18 protein-coding genes are annotated in these 20,947 nt (G+C 65.2%); 10 read left to right on the top strand and 8 right to left on the bottom strand.

All coding sequences use genetic code 11. The features are described from left to right. Nucleotides 1-53: 53 nt before the first annotated feature. Nucleotides 54-1,628: a S8 family serine peptidase gene (locus ACEN9H_RS25670; RefSeq protein WP_413672559.1), complete on the bottom strand. Its 1,575-nt coding sequence runs from the start codon at nt 1,626-1,628 to the stop codon at nt 54-56. A gap of 315 nt (nt 1,629-1,943) precedes the next feature. Here ACEN9H_RS25670 and ACEN9H_RS25665 point away from each other — a divergent pair, with 315 nt between their 5' ends. The 3 genes from ACEN9H_RS25665 (at nt 1,944) to ACEN9H_RS25655 (ending at nt 4,473) form a co-directional block, all read left to right on the top strand. Then, the gene (locus tag ACEN9H_RS25665; protein WP_056122401.1) at nt 1,944-2,582 is read left to right on the top strand and encodes an ANTAR domain-containing response regulator; all 639 of its coding nucleotides are present in this window, start codon (nt 1,944-1,946) and stop codon (nt 2,580-2,582) included. Between the two features lie 61 nt (nt 2,583-2,643). Next, on the top strand, nt 2,644-3,750 hold the full coding sequence (locus ACEN9H_RS25660) for an S-(hydroxymethyl)glutathione dehydrogenase/class III alcohol dehydrogenase (RefSeq protein WP_371766092.1): 1,107 nt from the start codon (nt 2,644-2,646) through the stop codon (nt 3,748-3,750). Between the two features lie 147 nt (nt 3,751-3,897). Next, the gene (locus tag ACEN9H_RS25655; RefSeq protein ID WP_413672558.1) at nt 3,898-4,473 is read left to right on the top strand and encodes a hypothetical protein; all 576 of its coding nucleotides are present in this window, start codon (nt 3,898-3,900) and stop codon (nt 4,471-4,473) included. Nucleotides 4,474-4,477: 4 nt separating this feature from the next. Here the strand turns inward: ACEN9H_RS25655 and ACEN9H_RS25650 are convergent, their stop codons facing one another. Further along, nucleotides 4,478-6,085 carry an alpha-amylase family glycosyl hydrolase gene (locus tag ACEN9H_RS25650; protein ID WP_413672557.1) on the bottom strand — a complete coding sequence of 536 codons (1,608 nt, stop codon included), beginning with the start codon at nt 6,083-6,085 and terminating at the stop codon, nt 4,478-4,480. A gap of 146 nt (nt 6,086-6,231) precedes the next feature. Between ACEN9H_RS25650 and ACEN9H_RS25645 the strand changes: the two genes are divergently transcribed. The 5 genes from ACEN9H_RS25645 (at nt 6,232) to ACEN9H_RS25625 (ending at nt 11,013) form a co-directional block, all read left to right on the top strand. Then, nucleotides 6,232-6,810 (top strand): RNA polymerase sigma factor, encoded by a 579-nt coding sequence (locus ACEN9H_RS25645; RefSeq protein ID WP_413672556.1) that lies wholly within the window; start codon nt 6,232-6,234, stop codon nt 6,808-6,810. Next, nucleotides 6,807-7,301, top strand: a complete 495-nt coding sequence (locus ACEN9H_RS25640; protein ID WP_413672555.1) for a hypothetical protein — start codon at nt 6,807-6,809, stop codon at nt 7,299-7,301. The genes ACEN9H_RS25645 and ACEN9H_RS25640 overlap by 4 nt, the downstream gene beginning before the upstream one ends. A 21-nt stretch (nt 7,302-7,322) precedes the next feature. Then, the gene (locus ACEN9H_RS25635; RefSeq protein WP_413672554.1) at nt 7,323-8,084 is read left to right on the top strand and encodes a hypothetical protein; all 762 of its coding nucleotides are present in this window, start codon (nt 7,323-7,325) and stop codon (nt 8,082-8,084) included. Between the two features lie 25 nt (nt 8,085-8,109). Continuing rightward, nucleotides 8,110-8,871, top strand: a complete 762-nt coding sequence (locus ACEN9H_RS25630; protein ID WP_413672553.1) for a hypothetical protein — start codon at nt 8,110-8,112, stop codon at nt 8,869-8,871. A gap of 69 nt (nt 8,872-8,940) precedes the next feature. Then, complete coding sequence (locus ACEN9H_RS25625) at nt 8,941-11,013, top strand: M13 family metallopeptidase (protein WP_413672552.1); 2,073 nt, start codon at nt 8,941-8,943, stop codon at nt 11,011-11,013. Between the two features lie 105 nt (nt 11,014-11,118). Here the strand turns inward: ACEN9H_RS25625 and ACEN9H_RS25620 are convergent, their stop codons facing one another. After that, nucleotides 11,119-11,631, bottom strand: a complete 513-nt coding sequence (locus tag ACEN9H_RS25620; RefSeq protein ID WP_160409689.1) for a hemerythrin domain-containing protein — start codon at nt 11,629-11,631, stop codon at nt 11,119-11,121. A gap of 171 nt (nt 11,632-11,802) precedes the next feature. Continuing rightward, nucleotides 11,803-12,345, bottom strand: a complete 543-nt coding sequence (locus tag ACEN9H_RS25615) for an SRPBCC family protein (RefSeq protein WP_082577021.1) — start codon at nt 12,343-12,345, stop codon at nt 11,803-11,805. Between the two features lie 237 nt (nt 12,346-12,582). Here ACEN9H_RS25615 and ACEN9H_RS25610 point away from each other — a divergent pair, with 237 nt between their 5' ends. Continuing rightward, complete coding sequence (locus tag ACEN9H_RS25610) at nt 12,583-14,901, top strand: UvrD-helicase domain-containing protein (RefSeq protein WP_413672551.1); 2,319 nt, start codon at nt 12,583-12,585, stop codon at nt 14,899-14,901. Here the strand turns inward: ACEN9H_RS25610 and ACEN9H_RS25605 are convergent, their stop codons facing one another. The 3 genes from ACEN9H_RS25605 to ACEN9H_RS25595 are packed head-to-tail and all read right to left on the bottom strand — an operon-like array spanning nt 14,902 to nt 17,120. Beyond that, on the bottom strand, nt 14,902-15,669 hold the full coding sequence (locus ACEN9H_RS25605) for a BPSS1780 family membrane protein (protein WP_413672550.1): 768 nt from the start codon (nt 15,667-15,669) through the stop codon (nt 14,902-14,904). Further along, nucleotides 15,666-16,625, bottom strand: coding sequence for a homoserine kinase (locus ACEN9H_RS25600; protein ID WP_413672549.1), 960 nt, complete (start codon nt 16,623-16,625; stop codon nt 15,666-15,668). The genes ACEN9H_RS25605 and ACEN9H_RS25600 overlap by 4 nt, the downstream gene beginning before the upstream one ends. A gap of 51 nt (nt 16,626-16,676) precedes the next feature. After that, complete coding sequence (locus ACEN9H_RS25595) at nt 16,677-17,120, bottom strand: DUF2782 domain-containing protein (protein ID WP_371766101.1); 444 nt, start codon at nt 17,118-17,120, stop codon at nt 16,677-16,679. Nucleotides 17,121-17,294: 174 nt separating this feature from the next. On the opposite strand from ACEN9H_RS25595, the gene polA reads away from it, so the two are divergent. After that, complete coding sequence (polA, locus tag ACEN9H_RS25590) at nt 17,295-20,057, top strand: DNA polymerase I (protein ID WP_413672548.1); 2,763 nt, start codon at nt 17,295-17,297, stop codon at nt 20,055-20,057. Here polA and ACEN9H_RS25585 read toward each other — a convergent pair. Then, nucleotides 20,051-20,830 (bottom strand): alpha/beta fold hydrolase, encoded by a 780-nt coding sequence (locus ACEN9H_RS25585; RefSeq protein ID WP_413672547.1) that lies wholly within the window; start codon nt 20,828-20,830, stop codon nt 20,051-20,053. The genes polA and ACEN9H_RS25585 overlap by 7 nt on opposite strands. Between the last annotated feature and the right edge of the window lie 117 nt (nt 20,831-20,947).

Below are 20,947 nucleotides of genomic sequence, written 5' to 3'. Positions count from 1 at the left end.
TAAATGAAAAGGGGCGCTCGTGGCGCCCCTTCCTCGTGCCGCAAAACGACGGATTATTTACCGCAGCCCAGCGACTTGATGCGATCGTACGCCGCCTTGGCCTGCACCAGACCATAGCCGTACTTGGTGTCGCGGCCGGCCGTGCCCAGGTCGAGCGCGCTGTTGTCCAGCGACGTGCGGATCTGGGCGCCCGTGCAGGTCGGGAAGTAGCTCCACACCAATGCGGCGACGGCCGACACGTGCGGCGTGGCCATCGAGGTGCCGTCGAAGTAGGCGTAGTTCGATGCCTTCACGGCCACCGTCGCGCTCTGGCCCAGTTGCGCCTTCATCGCGGCGCCGTCCGTGTCGGAGGCGGTCAGCGACGGGATCGTCGTGACGGTCGTGCCCAGCGTACCGCCGAATGCGCCCGCCACGTTGTTGTAGACGATCGCGCCGACGCCGCCGCTGTTCTGGCAGTTGGTGACCTTGACGGAGAAGTCGACGGTGCCGCGCTGGATCAGGCAGACCTTGCCGGAGACGGCGGTGTTGACCTTGTCGCCGATGCCGAAGTCGGCCAGCGGTGCCGTCGCGGTCTTGACGGGCGAGCCTTCCATCGCCGACGAGGCGTAGTTCGTCGAGCCGACCGTCAGGGCGGTGTCGACGCCGGTGCCCATCGGGACGGTCGACAGCACGGCCACGCCCGGACCGGCGATCTCGACGTCCTTGTTGTATTGCGAGAACGAGGCGACGACCTTGTTTTCGTCCACGGCCGCCACCGACATCACGCTGGCGTAGCCGGCCGGGTATGACGTCGTCGAATTGCCGTCGTTGCCCGCCGCCGCGATCGAGAGGACGCCCTTGGTCTGCAGGCTGTCGAAGGCGCGCTGTTCGGTGATGCTCTTCGCGCCGCCGCCCAGCGACATCGTGATGACGTTCGCGCCCGCCGCGCCGCACTTGTTGGCGGCATTGGCCAGGGTCGACGAGTAGGTCCACGCGCCGTCCTTGCCGAACACTTTCACGATGTGCAGCTTGAGCTGCTTGTTCGGGTTCACGCCGACGACACCCAGGCCGTTGTTCACGCCCGCGATGGTGCCGAACACGTGGGTGCCGTGGTGGGTTTCGTCGGTGTACCACCAGCCGGTGCCGGCATCGTATTCGCCGGTGACGTTCGCGCCGTTGTCCTTCAGGTCTTCATGGCTGAAATCGACGCCCGAGTCGATGATGCAGATCTTGCGATTGCTCGTGTTCGCATCGGACAACTGGTCGGCCTGCACCTGCTTGATGCCGTACGGGACCAGCTGGCCGGCCGTGTACGGTACGCCGGTCGACGGCGTCGTCAGCGCGAACGGTTTGCGGATCACGTCTTCCTCGACGTACTCGACGTTCGGATTGTGCTGCAGGCCCTGCAGCGCGGCCGTCGGCACTTCGATGGCCATCGCGTTCATGTTGAAGATTTCCTGCTTGACCGCGCCCCGGGCAGCCGCGACGGCGGACTTGATGTTGGCAGCCGAGCCGGGTTTGAAGGCGACGATCACGCGGGTCGTGTCGGGCGCGGCCGACACACTGCCCGAGAACGCGACGGCCAGGGCCGCCACGCACAGCCCGAGGGCCGGGACCATCTTCGATGCGCGAGTGTATTTCTGATTCATCGGTGTTTTCTCCGTCTAAGAAAATATCGTTATCGCAGCTGGCCTTGTGGGCCGCCGCTTATTGGTCGTACTCCTCTAACTACCGATACATCTTCGCTACCCGCTTTGGGCAGCGGAAATCAGTTTATTTTGAGAAGTTATACATATGCAATCGCATTTCAATCGTGCGCAACAGTTGTTGCGTAAGCGCAGAGATTGTGAATTTCTTTGACGAGGCCGCTTGTCAACGTGTTATATTTTTGGCGCGCCGCAGGCGCCCATCCGACTGCGCGCCGCAACGGTCGCGTGCAACCTTTCGCTGCGAGAACCATCACAATGAGCGCGTACCTGCCTCCCCGCCGGCTGATCCTGCTGGTCGACGACGATCCCCTCCTGCTCGATTACCTGAAAACCGTACTGGACCATTCCGGTTACGAGACGATGACGGCAGAATCCGCCGCCGAAGCGCTGCAGCGCGTGGCCGAGCGCGAAGCCGACATCGCGCTGGCCCTGTTGGACATCAGCATGCCCGGCATGTCCGGCCTCGACCTGGCGCGCCGCCTCAAGGAGCACACGTCGGTCGCATTCATGTTCCTGTCGTCGGTCGACGATGCCGAGACGGCGCGCCAGGCCGCCAGCCACGGCGCCGTCGGCTTCGTCGTCAAGCCGGTCGACGCCGCGCGGTTGTTGCCCGCGTTCGAATCCGCGCTCGCCCGCGCCGACGAGATCCGCCGCTTGCGCCGCACCGAAGCGAACCTGAACGCGGCGCTGGCGGCGGGCCGCGAGACGAGCCTGGCCGTGGGGCTGCTGATGGCGCGCTACCAGACGGACCGCAACACGGCCTTCGAGGTGCTGCGCGACCATGCGCGCTCGAGCCGGCGCAAGGTCAACGAAGTCGCCGAGCAGCTCGTGGCGGCGGAAGAACTGCTCAACAGCCTGCACGGGGCGTTCGCGGGACGGTTGAAGGCAAAGTAGGTTTTGCGCCGGCTTGGTATCATGCCGAACTTTCTTTCATCATCTTCCAGGGACCGTAAACATGAAAACCAGGGCCGCGATTGCATGGCAGGCAGGGAAACCGCTGACGATCGAAGAGGTCGAGCTCGAGGGCCCGAAGGCGGGCGAGGTGCTCGTCGAAGTCAAGGCGACGGGCATCTGCCATACCGACTACTACACGCTGTCCGGCGCCGACCCGGAAGGCATCTTCCCGGCCATCCTGGGCCATGAGGGCGCCGGCGTCGTCGTCGACGTCGGCCCGGGCGTGACGAGCCTCCGTAAAGACGACCACGTCATCCCGCTGTACACGCCGGAATGCCGCCAGTGCAAATTCTGCCTGTCGCAAAAGACGAACCTGTGCCAGGCCATCCGTTCGACGCAGGGCCGCGGCCTGATGCCGGATGCGACGTCGCGCTTCTCGCTGGACGGCAAGCCGATCTACCACTACATGGGCACGTCCACCTTCTCGAACTACATCGTGGTGCCGGAAATCGCGCTGGCGAAAGTCCGTTCGGACGCGCCGTTCGACAAGATCTGCTACATCGGCTGCGGCGTCACGACGGGCATCGGCGCCGTGATCTTCACGGCGAAGGTCGAGGCGGGCGCGAACGTCGTCGTGTTCGGCCTGGGCGGCATCGGCCTGAACGTGATCCAGGCGGCCAAGATGGTCGGCGCCGATAAAATCATCGGCGTGGACCTCAACCCCGGCCGCGAAGAGATGGCGCGCAAGTTCGGCATGACGCACTTCGTCAATCCGAAGGAAGTCGAGAACGTCGTCGACACCATCGTCCAGCTGACGGACGGCGGCGCGGATTATTCGTTCGAATGCATCGGCAACGTCACGACGATGCGCCAGGCGCTGGAGTGCTGCCACAAGGGATGGGGTCAATCGATCATCATCGGCGTGGCGGAAGCGGGCAAGGAAATCGCGACGCGTCCGTTCCAGCTCGTCACGGGCCGCGTGTGGAAGGGTTCCGCGTTCGGCGGCGCGCGCGGCCGTACGGACGTGCCGAAGATCGTCGACTGGTACATGGAAAACAAGATCAATATCGATGATCTCATCACCCACCATCTGACGCTCGACCAGATCAACGACGGCTTCGACCTGATGAAGAAGGGCGAGTCGATCCGTTCGGTCGTGGTGTTTTGACCGGCCCGGCGGCGCCGGCCGCGCCGCCTTCTCGTATTTCCTCCGTCTGTTCCGCGTTTCCTGCGGCCTGTCGCACGCGCGTCGCGGTACAGCGCGCGCACCGCTATCGTGCTGTCATCGCAACGCGCGTCCACACGGAGGAAAACCATGTCTCGTATCAAGCATCTCGTCGCTGTCGCCGGGCTGGCCCTGGCGACCGTCATCCCCACCCACGCCGCCGACCGCGGCGAGCCCTATGCACTCGTGCGCGACGGCGAGCGCGGCACCAGCATGACGGGCGACAGCGCCGACTGGTCGACCATCAAGACCCTGCGCAAGCGGATCAGCGGCGACTTTTTATGGTTCCGCGACGGCGGCAAGCCTTACATCGTGCAGGACGCCGGCGTGCTGGCGCGGGCACGCAAGGCGTGGGAACCCGTCGACAAGCTCGGCAAGGAGATGGACGATCGCGGCCGCGAAATGGACAAGCACGGCAAGGTGATGGACGCCCTCGGCAAGGACATGGAACGCGCTGCCGCAGGTACGAAGCCGGACGAGGCGAAGATGCACGCGCTCGAGCGCCGCATGAACGATGCCGGCAAGCCGATGGATGCGCTGGGCAAGCAGATGGACGCCCTCGGCAAGCGCATGGATGCGGAAAGCCGCACGGCCGACAAGACCGTGCGCGCCCTGATCCGCGAAGCTTTGGACAAGGGCCTGGCGCAGCCGGCGCCGCAGGTTTGAAACGTCAGCGCAGCGGTGCGATGAGGCAGCCGTGGGCATCCAGGCTGCCGGCGTCCTGGTCCCAGCCGCGGGCGTACAGCGGCACGCCCATGCCATCCGGCAGGGCGGCCGTCGTCGACGCCAGGTTCGCATAGACCACGATGCGCTCGCCGTCCAGGCTGCGCACCATCCCGATGACGCCGTCCGGCAAGCCGTCGATGAAGACGGTCGCGCCGCGGCGCAGGGCAGGGTGGCGCTGGCGCAGCTTGACCAGGGCGCTGAAGTGGGCGAATGCGGCGTGGTCGAACTTCGACCAGTCGAGGCGCCAGTCGTCGAACAACACCGTCCAGTCGCGCCAGCCGGACTCGCCGAATTCCTGGCCCATCAGGATGTGCGGCACGCCGTCCATCGTCAGCAGCACGCTTGCCGCGGCCAGGTGCGCGTCGTGGCCGAACACCGCGTCGGCGCGCGGCTGTTCCTTCTCGTCCAGCCAGCGCAGACGCAGCGCGCCGCGCGGGAAGCTGTAGATCGATTCGTTCCAGTATTGCGCGAACTCGCGCGCGCCCGCTTCCCCGTGCGCCACGCGGCGCAGCATCTCGCGCGTGCCGCCTTCGTAGGTGAGGTCGCAGGCCGCGACATGGTGGAATTCGTCACAGGCCTGCGAGATCAGCGCGATGTCGGGCCGCACCGCGGCCAGCGCCGCGCGGATCTCGTCCAGGAAATCCGTCGGCGTGATGTCGGAATCGTCGAAGCGCATGCCGTCCAGGCCGAAGCGTTCGACCCAGCGGCACATCGTATCGACCAGGTAGCGGCGCAGATCGGGATTGCTGAAATCGAAGCCGGCGAAATACTCGCGGCGCGGCACGGCGTACATCACGTTGCCTGCGCGGTCGCGCTGGAACCAGTCGGGGTGCGTCACCGTCAGCGGATGGTCGACGCTGCTCCGGTTCAGCGTCCAGTCGAACACGATGCGCATGCCGCGCGCGTGGATCGCGTCCACCAGCCGCCGCAGGCCGTCTTCGTCGCCGAGCGCCGGGTCGATGGCCTCGAAGTCGCGCACCGCATACGGGTCGCCCAGGCTGCCGCGCCGCCCGGCCACGCCGATCGGGTGGATCGGCATCATCCAGATCGTGTTCACGCCCAGGTCGGCAAGGTGGCCGAGGCGCGCACGCACGCCGTCGAAGTCGCCGCCGAACGCGCGTACCGACAGCTGGTAGACCACCGCGTCGGGCAGCCACGCGGGGCTCGTCAACGCTTGATGATTCCGGTACGGCACGCCCGGCGCTTCCGCACGCAGGCCGCGCCGGCGCAGGAACACGGTGCCGTCCAGGCAGACGGTGACACAGGAATTGCCCTGGCCATCTTCCGACATCCACGGGTTGGCGGGATCGGCGATCCAGTGCGTGTCGTCCAGCACGAATTTGTACAGGTGGCGGCCGGGCGGCAGCGGCAGGGTGCAGGTCCAGCGGGTCGGCGTCACGCGTTCGAGCATGCAGGCATCGCCCACCCAGCTGTTGAAGGTGCCGGCCAGCGCGACGGTGCGCAAGTCCGCCGGGCCATCGAAGACGAAGCGCACGCCGCCGGCGGCGAGAGCGGGGAGCAGGGCGGGGTCGGCGTCGCGGGCGATGTGCATGGGCTTCCTTGGTGTTGTTTTTGTTATTGAACTACAAAATTATCGCTTAGTAAACAGTAGCAATACTACATTTTCATTTCCTGTAAATATTCTGGAACTTTTTCTTCGCCCCGTTCAAATAAAAGAAAAGAACGAACGAACCCGACGTGAACGAGACCGACGACTTACAACTGCTGCGCGCGATCCGACAGGGCGACGAGGCCGCATTCCAGACCCTGTACCGGCGCCACCGCAGCGGCTTGTACAGCTTCGCACTGCTGCACAGCGGCGCGCCGGACGTGGCGGCGGACGTCGTCCAGGACGTGTTCATGGGCTTGCTGAACGACAGTTATGGCTTCGATCCGTTGAAAGGCATGCTCGCCAATTTCCTGTACGGCGTGGCCCGCAATCTCGTCCTGAGCCATGCGCGCCAGAACAGCCGCTGGGTGCAGGCGGCGGGCGACGACGACGAGGATGGCTGGGAAGCGGCCGATCCGGCGGCGGGGCCGCTGGCCCGGCTGCTCGATGACGAAGCGGTCGAGCATCTGCGCCGCGGGCTGGCTGTGCTGGCGCCGCATTACCGCGACGTGGTGATCTTGTTCGAGCTGCACGAAAAGTCGTATCAGGAAATTGCCCAGATCTGCCAGCTGGAGATCGGCACCGTACGGTCGCGCCTGGCGCGTGGCCGCGCCGCCCTGGCGCAGGCGCTCGCGCAGTACCGGAGCATCGCAAAGGACATCGCATGAACAGGTTTGAATTCGAAGATGGCGACAGCAACGGCCCCTCGCCGGAATGGCAGGCCGCGCGCCGCACGCTCGCGCAGGCGGCGCCGCCGGACCGCGTGGAAGAGGCTTTGCTGCGCGCTTTCAGGCAACGCCGCGCGCCGCGGCCGTGGTATCGCCGCTGGAGCGCCGATGCGGTCGCGTCCTGGGCCGGCATCGGTGCGGCGGCGTGTGCGCTGGCCATTGCCGGCATGAGTTTGCTGCCCACGGCAGCGCCATCGCCCCGCGTGGTGCGCGTGTTGGCGGCGGCCGACGTCGGGTTCGTGCCGCTCGTGCCACCGGAGCGCATGGCGGCCGCGCCGAATCCGCAATTGAAGCAGGCGAACCTGCCGCGCGCGGCCCTTGTGCAGATGGGGATTCCGATCGTGGCGGACGCACCGCACGAACTGGTCCACGCCGAACTGCTGGTGGCGGGGACGGGCGAACCGCTGGCGATACGGCTGGCCGTGAACTGAAGTTTTTTCCAAGGAGGAGTGATGAAACGGACTTTCCTGTCCGCCGGCCTCGCTTTGCTTGCGCTGGCGCCACTGGCCCATGCGCAGCAGGGCGGGGCGGCGAATGAAGCGCTGGAAGTGATGCTGTTACGGACCAGCGCGTCGACCCGCTGTACCGACGATTGCACGGTGCGCAGCCTGCCGTATTCCGCCGAGCGCGTGACGGAAACGGTCAAGGTGCTGGCCGACGGCAACCGCATCGTCCAGCGCAACACGGAAAAGCTGTACCGCGACAGCGATGGACGCACCCGGGTGGAATCGGAATGGAATGGCAAGCCGCTCGTGCAGATCCAGGATCCGGTCGGGGGCATGAGCTATCGCCTGTATCCGGACACGAAGACGGGCTACCGGATGGCCATCGCGGCGCCCAGCGGTCCGGCGCCATCCGCGCCTGGCACCGCGAAGGTGGCCGAGCAACTGGCGCCGGCGCTGAACGTCGACGCGGCGGGCACCGTAGCCCAGTCGCGCTCGCTCGGCACGAAGCAGATCGAGGGGGTGACGGCCAGCGGCACGCACACGACCGTGACCGTGCCGGCGGGGGCGGCCGGCAACGTCAAGCCGATGATCAGCACGACTGAAATCTGGATGGCGCGCGACCTGTGGATTCCCCTCGAGATGAGGATGTCCAACCCGTTCATGGGGGACAGCGTGATGCACGTGCGGAACCTCTCCCGACTCGAACCGCCGACGGCCCTGTTTGCCGTGCCTGCCGACTATACGGTGCGCGAAATCGTGCGCCGCTGATTGCTTACCAACGAAAGGGAAGACCATGAAAGTTTCCGCAATCCTGTTCAGCCTGCTGGTCGCGTGCCAGATCCTGCCCGCCGCCGCCCAGACCGGCGACATGACGCGGCCCGACGTCACCGGCATCATGCAGGCGCATCATGCCGATCAATTCAGCCCTCAACGCCTTCGCGTCGAGTACAACGCTGCAGTCGCCAGGCTTACCTTGCTTGCCGGCGCCCACAAGCCGCTGGCGTACACCTACGATTACGTGACGGACACGAGCATCGCGCTCGCCGGCGGCAACGCGGTCAAGTCGCAAACGAAGGTGTCGTATGCCTACGACAAGGACGGCCGCGCGCGTACGGTGTCGTCGTCGTTCGGGCTGGAGCGCATCGTCATCGCCGATCCGACGCAACATGCGGTCTACCTCGTCTGCCCGGAGCGCAAGGAAGTCCTGCGCCTGAAGGTGGCCGCGCTGGACGGACCGGCGCCCGTACAGCCACCCGTCCCGCCGGGCGCGACGACCGACCTGGGCGAGAAGGTGATCGCCGGCGTCAAGGCGAACGGCAGCCGTTCGGAATTCACGGTGCCCGCCGGCGCCCAGGGCAACGAGAAGCCCCTCGTGCACAAGGTGGAAACGTGGTTTTCGACCGATCTGGCGACCGTCGTGTACCTCCAGTTGAACATGCCGGAGTTCGGCGACATCGTCTCGCATGTCGACAACCTCAAGTTCGGCGACGTGCCGGCGTCCACGTTCGCCCTGCCGGAGGGTTACGCGATCCGCGATATCGCATTGCATGAATGACCACAGCATGGCAGCATGACGGGCCGCGCACGACGCGCCCGTTTTCTGCCATTCTTACCAGGAATATTCATGCGATTGTCTCTTCGTCTTGCCGTCTCTGCCGTCCTGGCGGGATGCGCCTCCATCGCCACCGCCCAGGCCCCGGCCGAGCGTCCCGCCACGTCGTTCCCGTACACGCTGGGCCTGGACGTGAACTCGATGGACCGCAGCGCCGATCCCTGCGTCGATTTTTACCAGTACGCGTGCGGCGGCTGGATCAAGAACAATCCGATCCCCGCCGACCAGGCGCGCTGGTCCGTGTACGGCAAGCTGGCGCTGGACAACCGCCGCTACCTGTGGGGCATCCTCGAAGACCTGGCGCAGCGCCAGGACGGGCGCAACGCGAACCAGCAAAAGATCGGCGATTACTTCGGCGCCTGCATGGACGACAAGGCCATCGAAGCGCGCGGCGCCGCGCCGCTGACACCGTACTTCGACGAGATCGCGACCATCCATTCGAACCGCGACCTGCCGCGCGTGCTCGCGCGCCTGCAACTGGCGCTCGCGGATCCGGGCCTGTTCTTCGGCTTCTCGTCGAGCCAGGATTTCGCGGATTCCTCGCGCGTGATCGCGTTCGCCGTCGCGGGCGGCCTGGGTCTGCCGGACCGCGACGCTTACCTCAAGACGGACGCCAGGTCGAAAGAGATCCGCACCAAATACGTCGCCCACATCGCGAACACGTTCAAGCTGCTGGGCGATACGTCCGCGGTCGCGCAGCGCAACGCGGCACGCGTGATGCAGATGGAGACGACGCTGGCGAAGGCATCGCTGTCGGCCGTCGACAAGCGCGACCCGCATAAACTGTTCCACAAGGTCGACGCGCAAGGCCTGCAGGCATTGACGCCGGGGTTCGACTGGCACGCCTACCTCGACGAGCTGGGCGAGGGCGGCCTGGGCACGTTCAACGTCACCGAACCCGCGTTCTTCAAGGCGCTCGGCAAGATGTGGACGACGAACGGCCTCGATGCCACGCGCACGTACCTGCGCTGGCACGTGGCGCGCAATATGTCGCCGGTGCTGGCGTCGAACTTCGACAACGAGCACTTCGATTTCTTCAGCAAGACGCTGCGCGGCGTGCAGCAGCAGCAACCGCGCTGGAAGCGCTGCGTGGCGCTCGTCGACCATCAACTCGGCGAAGCGCTGGGCCAGGAATTCGTCGGCCGCGCATTCTCGCCCGCGTTGAAGGACAAGGCGCTGCACATGACGCGCCAGATCGAGGACGCGATGAAGAAGGACATCGACGAACTCGACTGGATGAGCGCGGAGACGAAGCAGCAGGCCCAAACGAAGCTGGCCGCCATCGTCAACAAGATCGGCTACCCGGACAAGTGGCGCGACTACAGCACCTACGTCGTGAAGGCGGGCGATTTCGCCGGCAACGTCGAGCGCGGCAACCGGTTCGAGGCACGGCGCCAGCTGGCCAAGATCGGCCAGCCGCTCGACCGCACCGAGTGGGGCATGACGCCGCCGACGGTGAATGCGTACTTCGATCCGCAGATGAACGACATTAATTTCCCGGCGGGCGTGCTGCAGCCGCCGCTGTTCGATCCGAAGATGGACGACGCGCCGAACTACGGCAACACGGGCGGCACCATCGGCCATGAACTGACGCACGCCTTCGACGACGAAGGCCGCCAGTTCGACGCCGACGGCAACCTGAAGGATTGGTGGACGAAGAAGGATGCCAAGGCGTTCGAGGAGCGGGCCCAGTGCATCGTCGACCAGTACGCGCAGTACACGGTCGTCGACGACATCAAGATCAACAGCAAGCTCACGCTGGGCGAGGATGTCGCCGACCTGGGCGGGCTGATCCTTGGCTGGATGGCGTGGCAAACGGAGATGGCGGCGATGCCGCAGAAGGCGCAACCGCAGCCGTTGCGCGACGGTCTCACGCCGGAGCAGCGCTTCTTTGTCGGCTACGCGCAATGGGCGTGCGAAAACAATCGTCCGGAAAACCTGCGCGTGAGCGCGATGACGGATCCGCACTCGCCGGGGCGTTATCGCGTCAATGGACTGATGGTGAACATGCCGCAGTTCCAGCAGGCGTTCCAGTGCAAGGCGGGGCAGCCGATGGTGAAGGAAAAGCGCTGCCGCGTGTGGTGATTTAAGCCGTCATCCCCGCGCAGGCGGGGATCCATACTGAGCTGACAGGGGATGCTCAGCATGGGTTCCCGCGTGCGCGGGAACGACGGCGAATAGAGGGCGCGTTCAGCGCCGCGAGGCCTGATCGCTCAGCTGCGCCTGCATATGCACGAGATTGGCCTCGAAGGCCTGCATCTCCATCCCGATCGACGTCAGGTCGAGCGCCGCCTGCTTGAGTTCGGGGAACAGCTGTTCTTCTTCCTGGCGGATATGGCTCAGGACGGCATCGATGAGTTCGCGTACCAGCGGCTCGGTGCGGGCTTCGTCCAGCGACATGCCTTGCAGCGTGGCCAGCAGGTCGTCGACGGCGAGGTGGTCTTCCTCGAAGCGGGCGATCAGGTTCGGGTCCACCCGGCGCACGCCGGGATAGAACACGCCTTCCTCGAGGCGCGAGTGCATGTGGATCGCCTGGATCAGCTGGGTCGCCGCCTGCTTCCGGACGTCGGCGCTTTGCGTGTTCCGGTACGCGTCGGCGAGCTTGCGCACCAGGTCGTGGTCGCGCTGTAGGGCCTGGACGGGATTGTCGACGGGGAACGCGTCCTGCGTCCTCGACCGTACGGAGTCGTCTGTCGTTGCCATGGGTTTCTCCTCAACGGTTGCCCGGCATATTCCGATATGCCGTCAGGGTTTCATCCTACTCCCCGGTCGCCCATGTACCGTGTTAGGTAACGCACCGTCGGTCGTGTCCGCAACGATCGCCTGCCAAAAAAAACGCCGCCCGGCGGGCGGCGCTCATGAGAGACGTCGTGCTCAGTGCTGCGAGATGCTGCCGCGCCATGCGCCCGTTTCCTTGCCGCGCTTCTCGAGCAGGTCCTTGAACTTCTGCAGGTTGCCGCGGGCTTCCAGGCGGACGGCGCCGAGGGCGTCGCCGATCTTCTCGATCGCGCCTTCAGGCTGGTAATCCATCTGCAGGGTGATGCGGGTGACGTCGTCCGAGATCTTGTGGAAGGACACCACGCCGCCGTTCGGCACGCCGCTCGTGCTGCGCCAGGCGATGCGCTTGTCCGGGATCTGTTCCGTGATCTCGGCATCCCATTCCTTCTCTTCGCCGGCCACGTTGGCCTTCCAGTGCAGGTGCTTGTCGTCCAGCTGGCGGATTTCATGGACGCTGCCCATGAACTGCGGGAAGTCCTCGAACTGGGTCCACTGGTTGTAGGCGGTACGCACGGGGACGTTGACCTCGATGGTTTCGATGATCGACGAGTCCATGCCCGATTTATTGCCTTTGAGTTTTTTGGACAGCATCATGCCGCCGACGGCCAGCGCGGCGACCGTCACTACACGGTTCAGCATTTGTTACCTCCTTATGCTATTGCGTTCGCTTGCGTTACACAAAACCGGTCCATGCCCGCATCAGGAGCTGGACCGCATCTGTCGTCAAAAGTACGTCAAAAGCGATCAACCCGGCGCCCGCGAGCCTTGCGGAAACATTTGCACAGGCGTGTCCGAATGTTGTGATACTGTATATATCATCAGTAAAAATCCTGCCGCGGCGATGCCGAGGGCGTCCCGACGTTTTATAATGCCCTCATGAATCTCCTCGACAATCTGAACCCCGAACAACTGGCGGCCGTCACGCTGCCGTCCCAGAGCGCCCTCATTCTCGCGGGCGCCGGGTCCGGCAAGACGCGGGTGCTGACCACCCGCATCGCCTGGCTGATCCAGACCGGGCAGGTGTCCCCGGCCGGCATCATGGCCGTGACCTTCACGAACAAGGCCGCCAAGGAGATGCTCACGCGCCTCTCGGCAATGCTGCCGGTGAATACCCGCGGCATGTGGATCGGCACGTTCCACGGCCTGTGCAACCGCCTGCTGCGCACGCACCACCGCGACGCCGCGCTGCCGCAGACGTTCCAGATCCTCGATTCGCAAGACCAGCTGTCGATGATCAAGCGCATGCTGAAAGCGCTGAACGTGGACGACGAGAAGTACCCGGCCAAGGACCTGATGTACTTCATCAACAACGCCAAGGACCGGGGCCAGCGCGCGCACGAGGTCGAGGCGTACGACCACGTGCAGAAGCGCATGGCCGAGCTGTACGACCTGTACGATCAGCAATGCCAGCGCGAAGGCGTCGTCGACTTCGCCGAGCTGCTGCTGCGCGCGTATGAACTGCTGCAGCGCAATCACCCGCTGCGCCAGCATTACCAGATGCGCTTCCGCCACATTCTCGTCGACGAGTTCCAGGACACCAACGACCTGCAATACAACCTGCTGAAGCTGCTGGCGGGCCACGGCGAGCAGCGCGGCGGCGCCCTGTTCGCCGTCGGCGACGACGACCAGAGCATCTACGCATTCCGCGGTGCGAACGTGGGCAACATGCAGGCGTTCGAACGCGACTTCGAGGTGAGGAACCTGATCAAGCTGGAGCAGAACTACCGCTCGCACGGCAATATCCTCGACAGCGCCAACCACCTCATCTCGAACAACGCGAAACGCCTCGGCAAGAACCTGCGCACGGACGCGGGGCTGGGCGAGCCGGTGCGCATCTACGAAGCGTCGTCCGACCTGGAAGAGGCGCAGTGGATCATCGACGAAGCCAAGAGCCTGATGGCCGAAGGCGTGTCGAAAAGCGAGATCGCCGTGCTGTACCGCTCCAACGCGCAGAGCCGCGTGATCGAGCACGCGCTGTTCGCGGCCGGCCTGCCGTACACCGTGTACGGCGGCCTGCGCTACTTCCAGCGCGCCGAGGTCAAGCACGCCATCGCCTACCTGCAGTTGATGGACAACCCGCACAACGACTCGGCCTTCCTGCGCGTCGTGAATTTCCCGACGCGCGGCATCGGCGCCCGCTCGATCGAGCAGCTGCAGATGGCGGCGGAGACGTACCGCGTGTCGCTGTACGCGGCCGTGCCCTACATGACGGGCAAGGCGGGCACGGCGCTCGGCAACTTCGTGAAACTGATCGAGAGCGCGCGCTTCGAGACCCAGCAATTGCCGTTGCCGGAAATGGTGCGCGTCGTGCTCGAGCGCAGCACGCTGCTCGCGCACTACGGCAACGAGAAAGAAGGCCAGGAACGCATCGAGAACTTGCAGCAGATGGTCGGTGCGGCCACCCAGTTCGTGCAGGAAGAAGGTTTTGGTACGCATGCTCCGGCCCACCTCGGCCCGCAGGCGGTCGCGGCGAGCGGCACGGCGATCGTCGATGGCGACGGCGTCGAGGTGCTCGATGGCGATGCGCCGCTGGCGGCCGTGATGTCGCCGCTGTCCGCCTTCCTCGCGCACGCGTCCCTGGAAGCGGGCGACGCCCAGGCGCAGGCCGGCCAGGAAGCGATCCAGCTGATGACCGTGCACTCTGCGAAGGGCCTGGAATTCGACGCCGTGTTCATCACAGGCCTGGAAGAGGGCCTGTTCCCGCACGAGAGCAGCGCGCGCGAGATGGACGGCGTGGACGAGGAACGCCGCCTGATGTACGTGGCGATCACGCGCGCGCGCCGGCGCCTGTACATGAGCTTTACCCAGCAGCGCATGCTGCACGGCCAGACGCGCTTCAACATGAAGTCGCGCTTCTTCGACGAGCTGCCGGAGCACGCGCTGAAATGGCTGACGCCGCGCGTGCAGACGAACTGGTTCGCGGGCCGCAAGTCGACGACGGCATGGGACGACGCTACGTTCCGCGAAGGCGGCATGGACAACCAGATCGCCAAGCAGATCGCGCAAAAGTCGACCAGCGGCAACGGCACCGGCTGGCGCATCGGGGAATCGGTGAGTCACGCGCGCTTCGGCGAGGGCGTGATCGTCAACATCGAAGGCGGCGGCAGCAACGCGCGCGCGCAGATCAATTTTGGCGCGGCGGGGATGAAGGTGCTCGACCTGTCGGTGGCCAAGCTGGAGCGGATCGGCCGCTGATCAAGCGGGCTGCGGCGCCTTGTCGGCCGGCTTGCCGAAGATGGTGCGGTAGCCGGCATACATCGCGCACTGCAGCAGCAGCATGAACAGGAAGATCAGCCACATCAGCACGACGCGGCCCAGCGCCGCGTCGCCGAATACCAGCGCGGCCACGATGCACACGCCGAAGAAGATGCCGAACCACGCCGCCAGCAGCACGAGGAATGGCCGCGCCGTGCGGATGACGGCGAAGAAGCTGTAGAACGTCGCCTTGCCCGGTCCCATGTGCTTCCAGTAGGTGAGCGGGGCGGCGAAGCACAGCGTCACCAGCACGGCCACGTCCAGCAGGAAGACGCCGAACAGGGCCAGCATGTGCGACGTCTGCACGTTGGGCGGCGTCTTGGCGTCCGGCCGCGGCATCATCTGCATGATCACCTCGGGCGGAATCGCCAGCCGGGTGATCACCATCATCAGCAGCGACACGGCCAGGTAGACGAGCCCCAGTTTGCACAGCGCGACGAGCGCCGGCTGGCGGAAACCCGTCAGCAGCACGGCCGGGGTGACCCGGTCGCCGTTCTCGATCATCAGGCACGCCTGCATGAAGGCCATCGTGAACGACGGAATCAATATGACCGCAAGTACCGAACCCAGGATCGGCACGGCCGACAGGCCGATGCTGAACAGGATATTGGCGAAGAGGAGCGTCGTCAGGGCGGCAGGCTGTTTGCGGAACAGGCCCATGCCTTGTTTCAGCCACTCCCATCCGGTACGTGCGGGTAAATCGTTCATGCTGTCAAGTTGGGGGCGCCCCGTGCGATGCGCTCGCGCAGGACTCTTTCGAAGTGAGTCGGATCGTGCGGCGTGAGCATTTCGGCTTCGCGCGGACGGTGATAATCATACAGGCGCGACAGCCAGAAGCGCAGCGCCGCTGCGCGCAGCATGGGCAGCCATGCCGCGTGGTCGGCCGCCGTAAATTGACGCACCGCGTGGTAGGCGCGCGTCAGCGCCACGACGCGTGCCTCGTCGAGGCGGCCGGTGTCCAGGTCGATGCACCAGTCGTTGACGGTGACGGCCAGGTCGAACAGCCACGTGTCCCAGCCGGCAAAATAAAAGTCGAAGCAGCCGGACAGGCGTTCGCCGACGAACATCACGTTGTTGCGGAACAGGTCGGCGTGGACGGGGCCGCGTTCCAGTTCGGCGTACGTCGGACCGGCCGCGAACTCGCTCTGGAACGCCAGTTCGGATTGCAGCAGCGCGGCCGTCTCGGCATCGAGGAACGGCAAGACCTTCGGCACCGTCTCGACCCACCAGTCCAGCCCGCGCAGGTTCGGCTGCTGCAGCGGGAAGTCGCGCCCGGCCAGGTGCATCTTCGCGAGGATCGTGCCCACTTCGGCGCAGTGGACCGGTTGCGGATCCATCTGCGAACTGCCGTCGAGCTTGCTGACGATGGCGGCCGGCTTGCCGTGCAATGCCACGACGAGCTCGCCGGCGTCGTTCGCCACCGGCGCCGGCACGGGAATGCCGCGCTCGGCCAGGTGACGCATCAGCTGCACGTAGAAGGGCAGTTGCTCGAAGCTGAGGTTTTCGAAGATGGTGAGGACGTACTCGCCGCGTTCCGTCGTCAGAAAGAAATTACTGTTTTCGATACCGCTCGCGATGCCCTTGAGCGCGAGTGCTTTGCCAAGAGGAAATTGCTTGATCCACTGGGAGAGGTCATCCAGCGTGACCGGGGTGAAGACTGCCATTGTGTAGGAAAGAAAAGTCGCGGTAGCGGTCGCCTCAGGCGACCGGGCTTGTTACTTCTTCTCTGGCTCGGCGGTAGCCGGCATGGGAGGAGGAGGCGGCACGTCGGCCGTCGTCGGGGCGTTGGTGCCGGATTCGCTCGTGGCTTTCCGCTTGCCCGACAGATCGAACTCACCCACCTTCCACTGCGGCGCGCGGATCGAATTCGTCTGCGCGTTGCCGGGCTGGGTGTTCGGTTTCATGTAGTAATGGCTGCCACCGGGCGTGGTGACTTCGACTTCGGTGACCTGGCCGCCGTCGCGCGTTTCCTTGATCTGGGTGCCGCGCTTCGGCGGAATCGTGGTCGCGGGAACGTCGCTGCCCGGCTCGATACGCTCGAGTTTCGGCGGTGCCGGGCTCGGGGTCGGCTGCGTGGTCTGCTGCTGGGCCACGGCCAATCCTGCCTGGCAAGTCAGGAAAAGCGCGAAAGTGGCGAGGCGGATAGGGGTACGCGGCATGATGATCACCTTTGTCGTTTAGTTCATTGTAACAAACGGCGCCACTTCTCTGTGAAAAGTGTGGCTTCGTCCCCATCTGGATGACATCGCCTGCCCAGCTTTTCTCCATTCCCGATTCTGCGATAATGGCGCACGTTTTGCCGTGCCGCCGCGGCCCACTTTTTACTCTGCCCTATGGACAACACCCTGCTTCTCGTCGACGGTTCCAGCTATCTCTACCGCGCTTTCCACGCGCTGCCCGACCTGCGCAGCCCGGACGGCTACCCGACCGGCGCGATGCATGGCATGGTCAACATGCTGCGCCGCCTGCGCGCGGACTTCCCGGCCGCGTACATCGCCTGCGTGTTCGACGCGAAGGGCAAGACCTTCCGCGACGACCTGTATCCCGAATACAAGGCCACGCGCGCGTCGATGCCGGAAGACCTGGCCAAGCAGATCGAGCCGATCCACGAAGTCGTGCGCCATATGGGGTGGCCGATCCTGATGGTGGAGGGCGTCGAAGCGGACGACGTCATCGGCACGCTCGCGGCGCAGGCGACGGCGCGCGGCCTGAACACGGTCGTCTCGACCGGCGACAAGGACCTCGCCCAGCTCGTCAACGACAAGGTCATGCTGATCAACACGATGAGCAACGAAAAACTCGACGAAGCGGGCGTGCTGGCCAAGTTCGGCGTGCCGCCGAACCGCATCATCGACTATTTGACCCTGATCGGCGACACCGTGGACAACGTCCCCGGCGTCACCAAGTGCGGCCCGAAGACGGCCCTCAAGTGGCTGACCCTGCACGGCTCGCTGGACGGCGTCATCGAGAACGCGGCGTCGATCACGGGCGCCGTTGGCGAGAACCTGCGCGCCGCGCTGGAATGGCTGCCGAAGGGCCGCGAACTGATCACCGTGAAGACGGACTGCGACCTCGTGGGCCACGTCGTGTCGATCGAGGAGACGCTCATCGGGCGCCCGGAGGACAAGGACGCGCTGCGCGATTTCTTCCAGCGCTACGGCTTTAAAACGATGCTGCGCGAGATCGGTCCCGGCAACGCGGGCAAGTACGGCATGCCTGGCGCGCCCGGTGCGCCGGCGCTGAATTCGCCGGAAGGCGCGTCGGGTACGCAACCGGGCATGCCGATCATCAAGGGCGAGTACGAGACCGTCACCACGCAGGAGCAATTGGAGCGCTGGCTCGCGCTGATCGACCAGGCGGCACTGACTTCCGTCGACACGGAGACGACGTCGCTGGATCCGATGACGGCGGAAATGGTCGGTATCTCGCTGTCGGTGGAGGCGGGCAAGGGCGCGTACATCCCCCTCGCGCACCGCTACGCCGGCGTGCCGGAGCAGCTGAACCGCGAGGACGTCCTCGAGCGCATGAAGCCGTGGCTGGAAAATCCGGACAAGCCGAAGCTGGGCCAGAACCTGAAATACGACAGCCACATCTTCGAAAACCACGGGGTGAAACTGCGCGGCATCGTGCACGACACCCTGCTGCAATCGTACGTGTTCGAATCGCACAAGCCGCACGACATGGACACGATGGCGCTGCGCCACCTGGGCTATACGACCATTCCCTTCGTCGACGTGTGCGGCAAGGGCGTGAACCAGATCTGCTTCGACCAGGTGGAACTGGGCCGCGCGACCGAGTACGCGGCCGAGGACTCCGACATCACCCTGCGCCTGCACCACGCGATGATCGGCCACGTGGAAAGCGACAAGGGCCTGGACTATATCTACCGCAACATCGAGCTGCCGACGTCCGTCGTGCTGCAGAAGATCGAGCGCAACGGCGTGCTGGTCGACGCGGATAAACTGGCGGCGCAGTCGAACGAGCTGGCCGCGCGCATCATGGAACTGGAACAGCAGGCGTATGAACTGGCCGGCGGCCCGTTCAACCTCGGCTCGCCCAAGCAGATCGGCGAGATCTTCTTCGGCAAGCTGCAGCTCCCCGTCATCAAGAAGACGGCGACCGGCGCGCCGTCCACCGACGAAGAGGTCCTGCAAAAGCTGGCGGAAGACTATCCGCTGCCGAAGATCCTGCTGGAGCACCGCGGCCTCTCCAAGCTGAAGTCGACGTACACCGACAAGCTGCCGAAGATGGTGAACCCGAAGACGGGCCGCGTGCATACGAACTACGCGCAGGCCGTCGCCATCACGGGCCGCCTGGCGTCGAACGATCCGAACCTGCAGAACATCCCCGTGCGCACCAGCGAAGGCCGGCGCATCCGCGAAGCGTTCGTGGCGCCGGCGGGCAGCGTGATCGTGTCGGCCGACTATTCGCAGATCGAACTGCGCATCATGGCCCACATCTCGGAAGACGAGGCGATGCTGCGCGCGTTCGCGGCCGGCGAGGACATCCACCGCGCCACCGCCGCCGAGATCTTCGGCCTGCCGCCGGAAGAAGTGCAGAGCGAGCAGCGGCGCTACGCGAAGGTCATCAACTTCGGCCTCATCTACGGCATGAGCGCGTTCGGCCTCGCGCAGAACCTGGGCATCGAACGGGGCGCCGCGAGCAACTACATCGAGCGCTATTTCCAGCGCTTCGCGGGCGTCAAGCGCTACATGGACGAGACCCGTTTGCTCGCGAAGGAGCGGGGCTATGTCGAAACGGTATTCGGCCGCCGCCTGTGGCTCCCGGAGATCAACTCGCCGAACGGCCCGCGCCGCGCCGGCGCCGAACGGGCCGCGATCAACGCGCCGATGCAGGGCACCGCGGCGGACCTGATCAAGCTCGCGATGATCGCCGTGCAGGACTGGATCGAGAAGGATGCCCTGCGCACCCGCATGGTGATGCAGGTGCACGACGAACTGGTACTGGAAGTCCCGCAGGACGAACTGGAACTCGTCAAGCAGAAGCTGCCGGAACTGATGGGCGGCGTGGCCACGCTGAAGGTGCCGCTGGTGGCCGAAACCGGTGTCGGGACGAACTGGGAGGAGGCTCACTGAGCCTGTAAGAACGCTCCGGCCAAGCGCGCGACTTCCGTCGTCGCCAGCAGGTTGTAATGCGTCGTCCCCGGCACGATGGCCAGCCGGGCGGCGGCGCGCAATGACCCATCCAGCCCCGCGTCGCGCTGGCCGCCGCCGAGCGCCTTGTAGAACCCGGCGATGTGGTCCAGCGTGATCGCATCCGCATCCGCGAACACCAGCATCGTCGGCGCCTGGATGCCACTCACCTGCGGCATCCAGTCGTAGTCGCGGCTCTGTAATTCTCCCATCTTGCGGAAAGCCGTTTCCCAGTTCACGGCCGGATACAGCTTGGCCAGCGGCGACTGCGCGACGTGCGCGCCGATCTGCGCTGCCTGCGTGTCCATGTGGTCGAAGGCCGTGCGCACTTCCGGATAAAAACCGTTCCGGCTGGCCGCCGCCGACACGACGATCAGCCGGTCGACGACGTCCGGATGCCGGATCGCCGTCTGCAGCGCGACGCCGCCGCCGAACGAATACCCCAGCAGGTCGGCCTTGCCCAGGCCGAGTTCCCGGATCACGCCCGCGACATCGTCCGCCAGCGTTTCGAAGCGCAGCGGGCGGTCCACGTCCGGCGTGTGGCCGTGGCCTTGCAGGTGGAGGGCGATCACGCGGCGGTGTTCCGCCAGCGCGGCGATGTTCGGGCCGAACGCTTCGCTGGCCATGATCCCGCCGTGCAGCAGCACGAGCGGCTTGCCGGTGCCGTGTTCTTCCACGTGGATCTGCATGCCGTTGACGGTGATGGAAGTAGTCATGATGATCCTCGCAAGTGGGTGAGTGCCATGCAGAATACTCAGCCATATTATGTTGTCAAACATATCTAAAAGCGTGGCGTCACACGGGATCCATGCCTCGCTGCTAAGATAGCAAGC

The organism is Massilia cellulosiltytica, from assembly GCF_047325105.1.
Taxonomy (GTDB): Bacteria; Pseudomonadota; Gammaproteobacteria; order Burkholderiales; family Burkholderiaceae_D; genus Telluria; species Telluria orientalis.
Note: the sequence above shows the minus strand (reverse complement) of the source record. Positions and strands in the feature narration are given on the sequence as shown.

Bases quoted from the DNA above. Each gene is read 5' to 3' on its own strand.
- ACEN9H_RS25670 (WP_413672559.1), bottom strand. From the start codon at position 1,628: ATGAATCAGAAATACACTCGCGCATCGAAGATGGTCCCGGCCCTCGGG.
- ACEN9H_RS25585 (WP_413672547.1), bottom strand. From the start codon at position 20,830: ATGACTACTTCCATCACCGTCAACGGCATGCAGATCCACGTGGAAGAA.
- ACEN9H_RS25640 (WP_413672555.1), top strand. From the start codon at position 6,807: ATGAACAGGTTTGAATTCGAAGATGGCGACAGCAACGGCCCCTCGCCG.
- ACEN9H_RS25600 (WP_413672549.1), bottom strand. From the start codon at position 16,625: ATGGCAGTCTTCACCCCGGTCACGCTGGATGACCTCTCCCAGTGGATC.
- ACEN9H_RS25635 (WP_413672554.1), top strand. From the start codon at position 7,323: ATGAAACGGACTTTCCTGTCCGCCGGCCTCGCTTTGCTTGCGCTGGCG.
- ACEN9H_RS25610 (WP_413672551.1), top strand. From the start codon at position 12,583: ATGAATCTCCTCGACAATCTGAACCCCGAACAACTGGCGGCCGTCACG.
- ACEN9H_RS25655 (WP_413672558.1), top strand. From the start codon at position 3,898: ATGTCTCGTATCAAGCATCTCGTCGCTGTCGCCGGGCTGGCCCTGGCG.
- ACEN9H_RS25665 (WP_056122401.1), top strand. From the start codon at position 1,944: ATGAGCGCGTACCTGCCTCCCCGCCGGCTGATCCTGCTGGTCGACGAC.
- ACEN9H_RS25620 (WP_160409689.1), bottom strand. From the start codon at position 11,631: ATGGCAACGACAGACGACTCCGTACGGTCGAGGACGCAGGACGCGTTC.
- ACEN9H_RS25660 (WP_371766092.1), top strand. From the start codon at position 2,644: ATGAAAACCAGGGCCGCGATTGCATGGCAGGCAGGGAAACCGCTGACG.
- ACEN9H_RS25650 (WP_413672557.1), bottom strand. From the start codon at position 6,085: ATGCACATCGCCCGCGACGCCGACCCCGCCCTGCTCCCCGCTCTCGCC.
- ACEN9H_RS25595 (WP_371766101.1), bottom strand. From the start codon at position 17,120: ATGCCGCGTACCCCTATCCGCCTCGCCACTTTCGCGCTTTTCCTGACT.
- ACEN9H_RS25625 (WP_413672552.1), top strand. From the start codon at position 8,941: ATGCGATTGTCTCTTCGTCTTGCCGTCTCTGCCGTCCTGGCGGGATGC.
- ACEN9H_RS25630 (WP_413672553.1), top strand. From the start codon at position 8,110: ATGAAAGTTTCCGCAATCCTGTTCAGCCTGCTGGTCGCGTGCCAGATC.
- ACEN9H_RS25615 (WP_082577021.1), bottom strand. From the start codon at position 12,345: ATGCTGAACCGTGTAGTGACGGTCGCCGCGCTGGCCGTCGGCGGCATG.
- polA (WP_413672548.1), top strand. From the start codon at position 17,295: ATGGACAACACCCTGCTTCTCGTCGACGGTTCCAGCTATCTCTACCGC.
- ACEN9H_RS25605 (WP_413672550.1), bottom strand. From the start codon at position 15,669: ATGAACGATTTACCCGCACGTACCGGATGGGAGTGGCTGAAACAAGGC.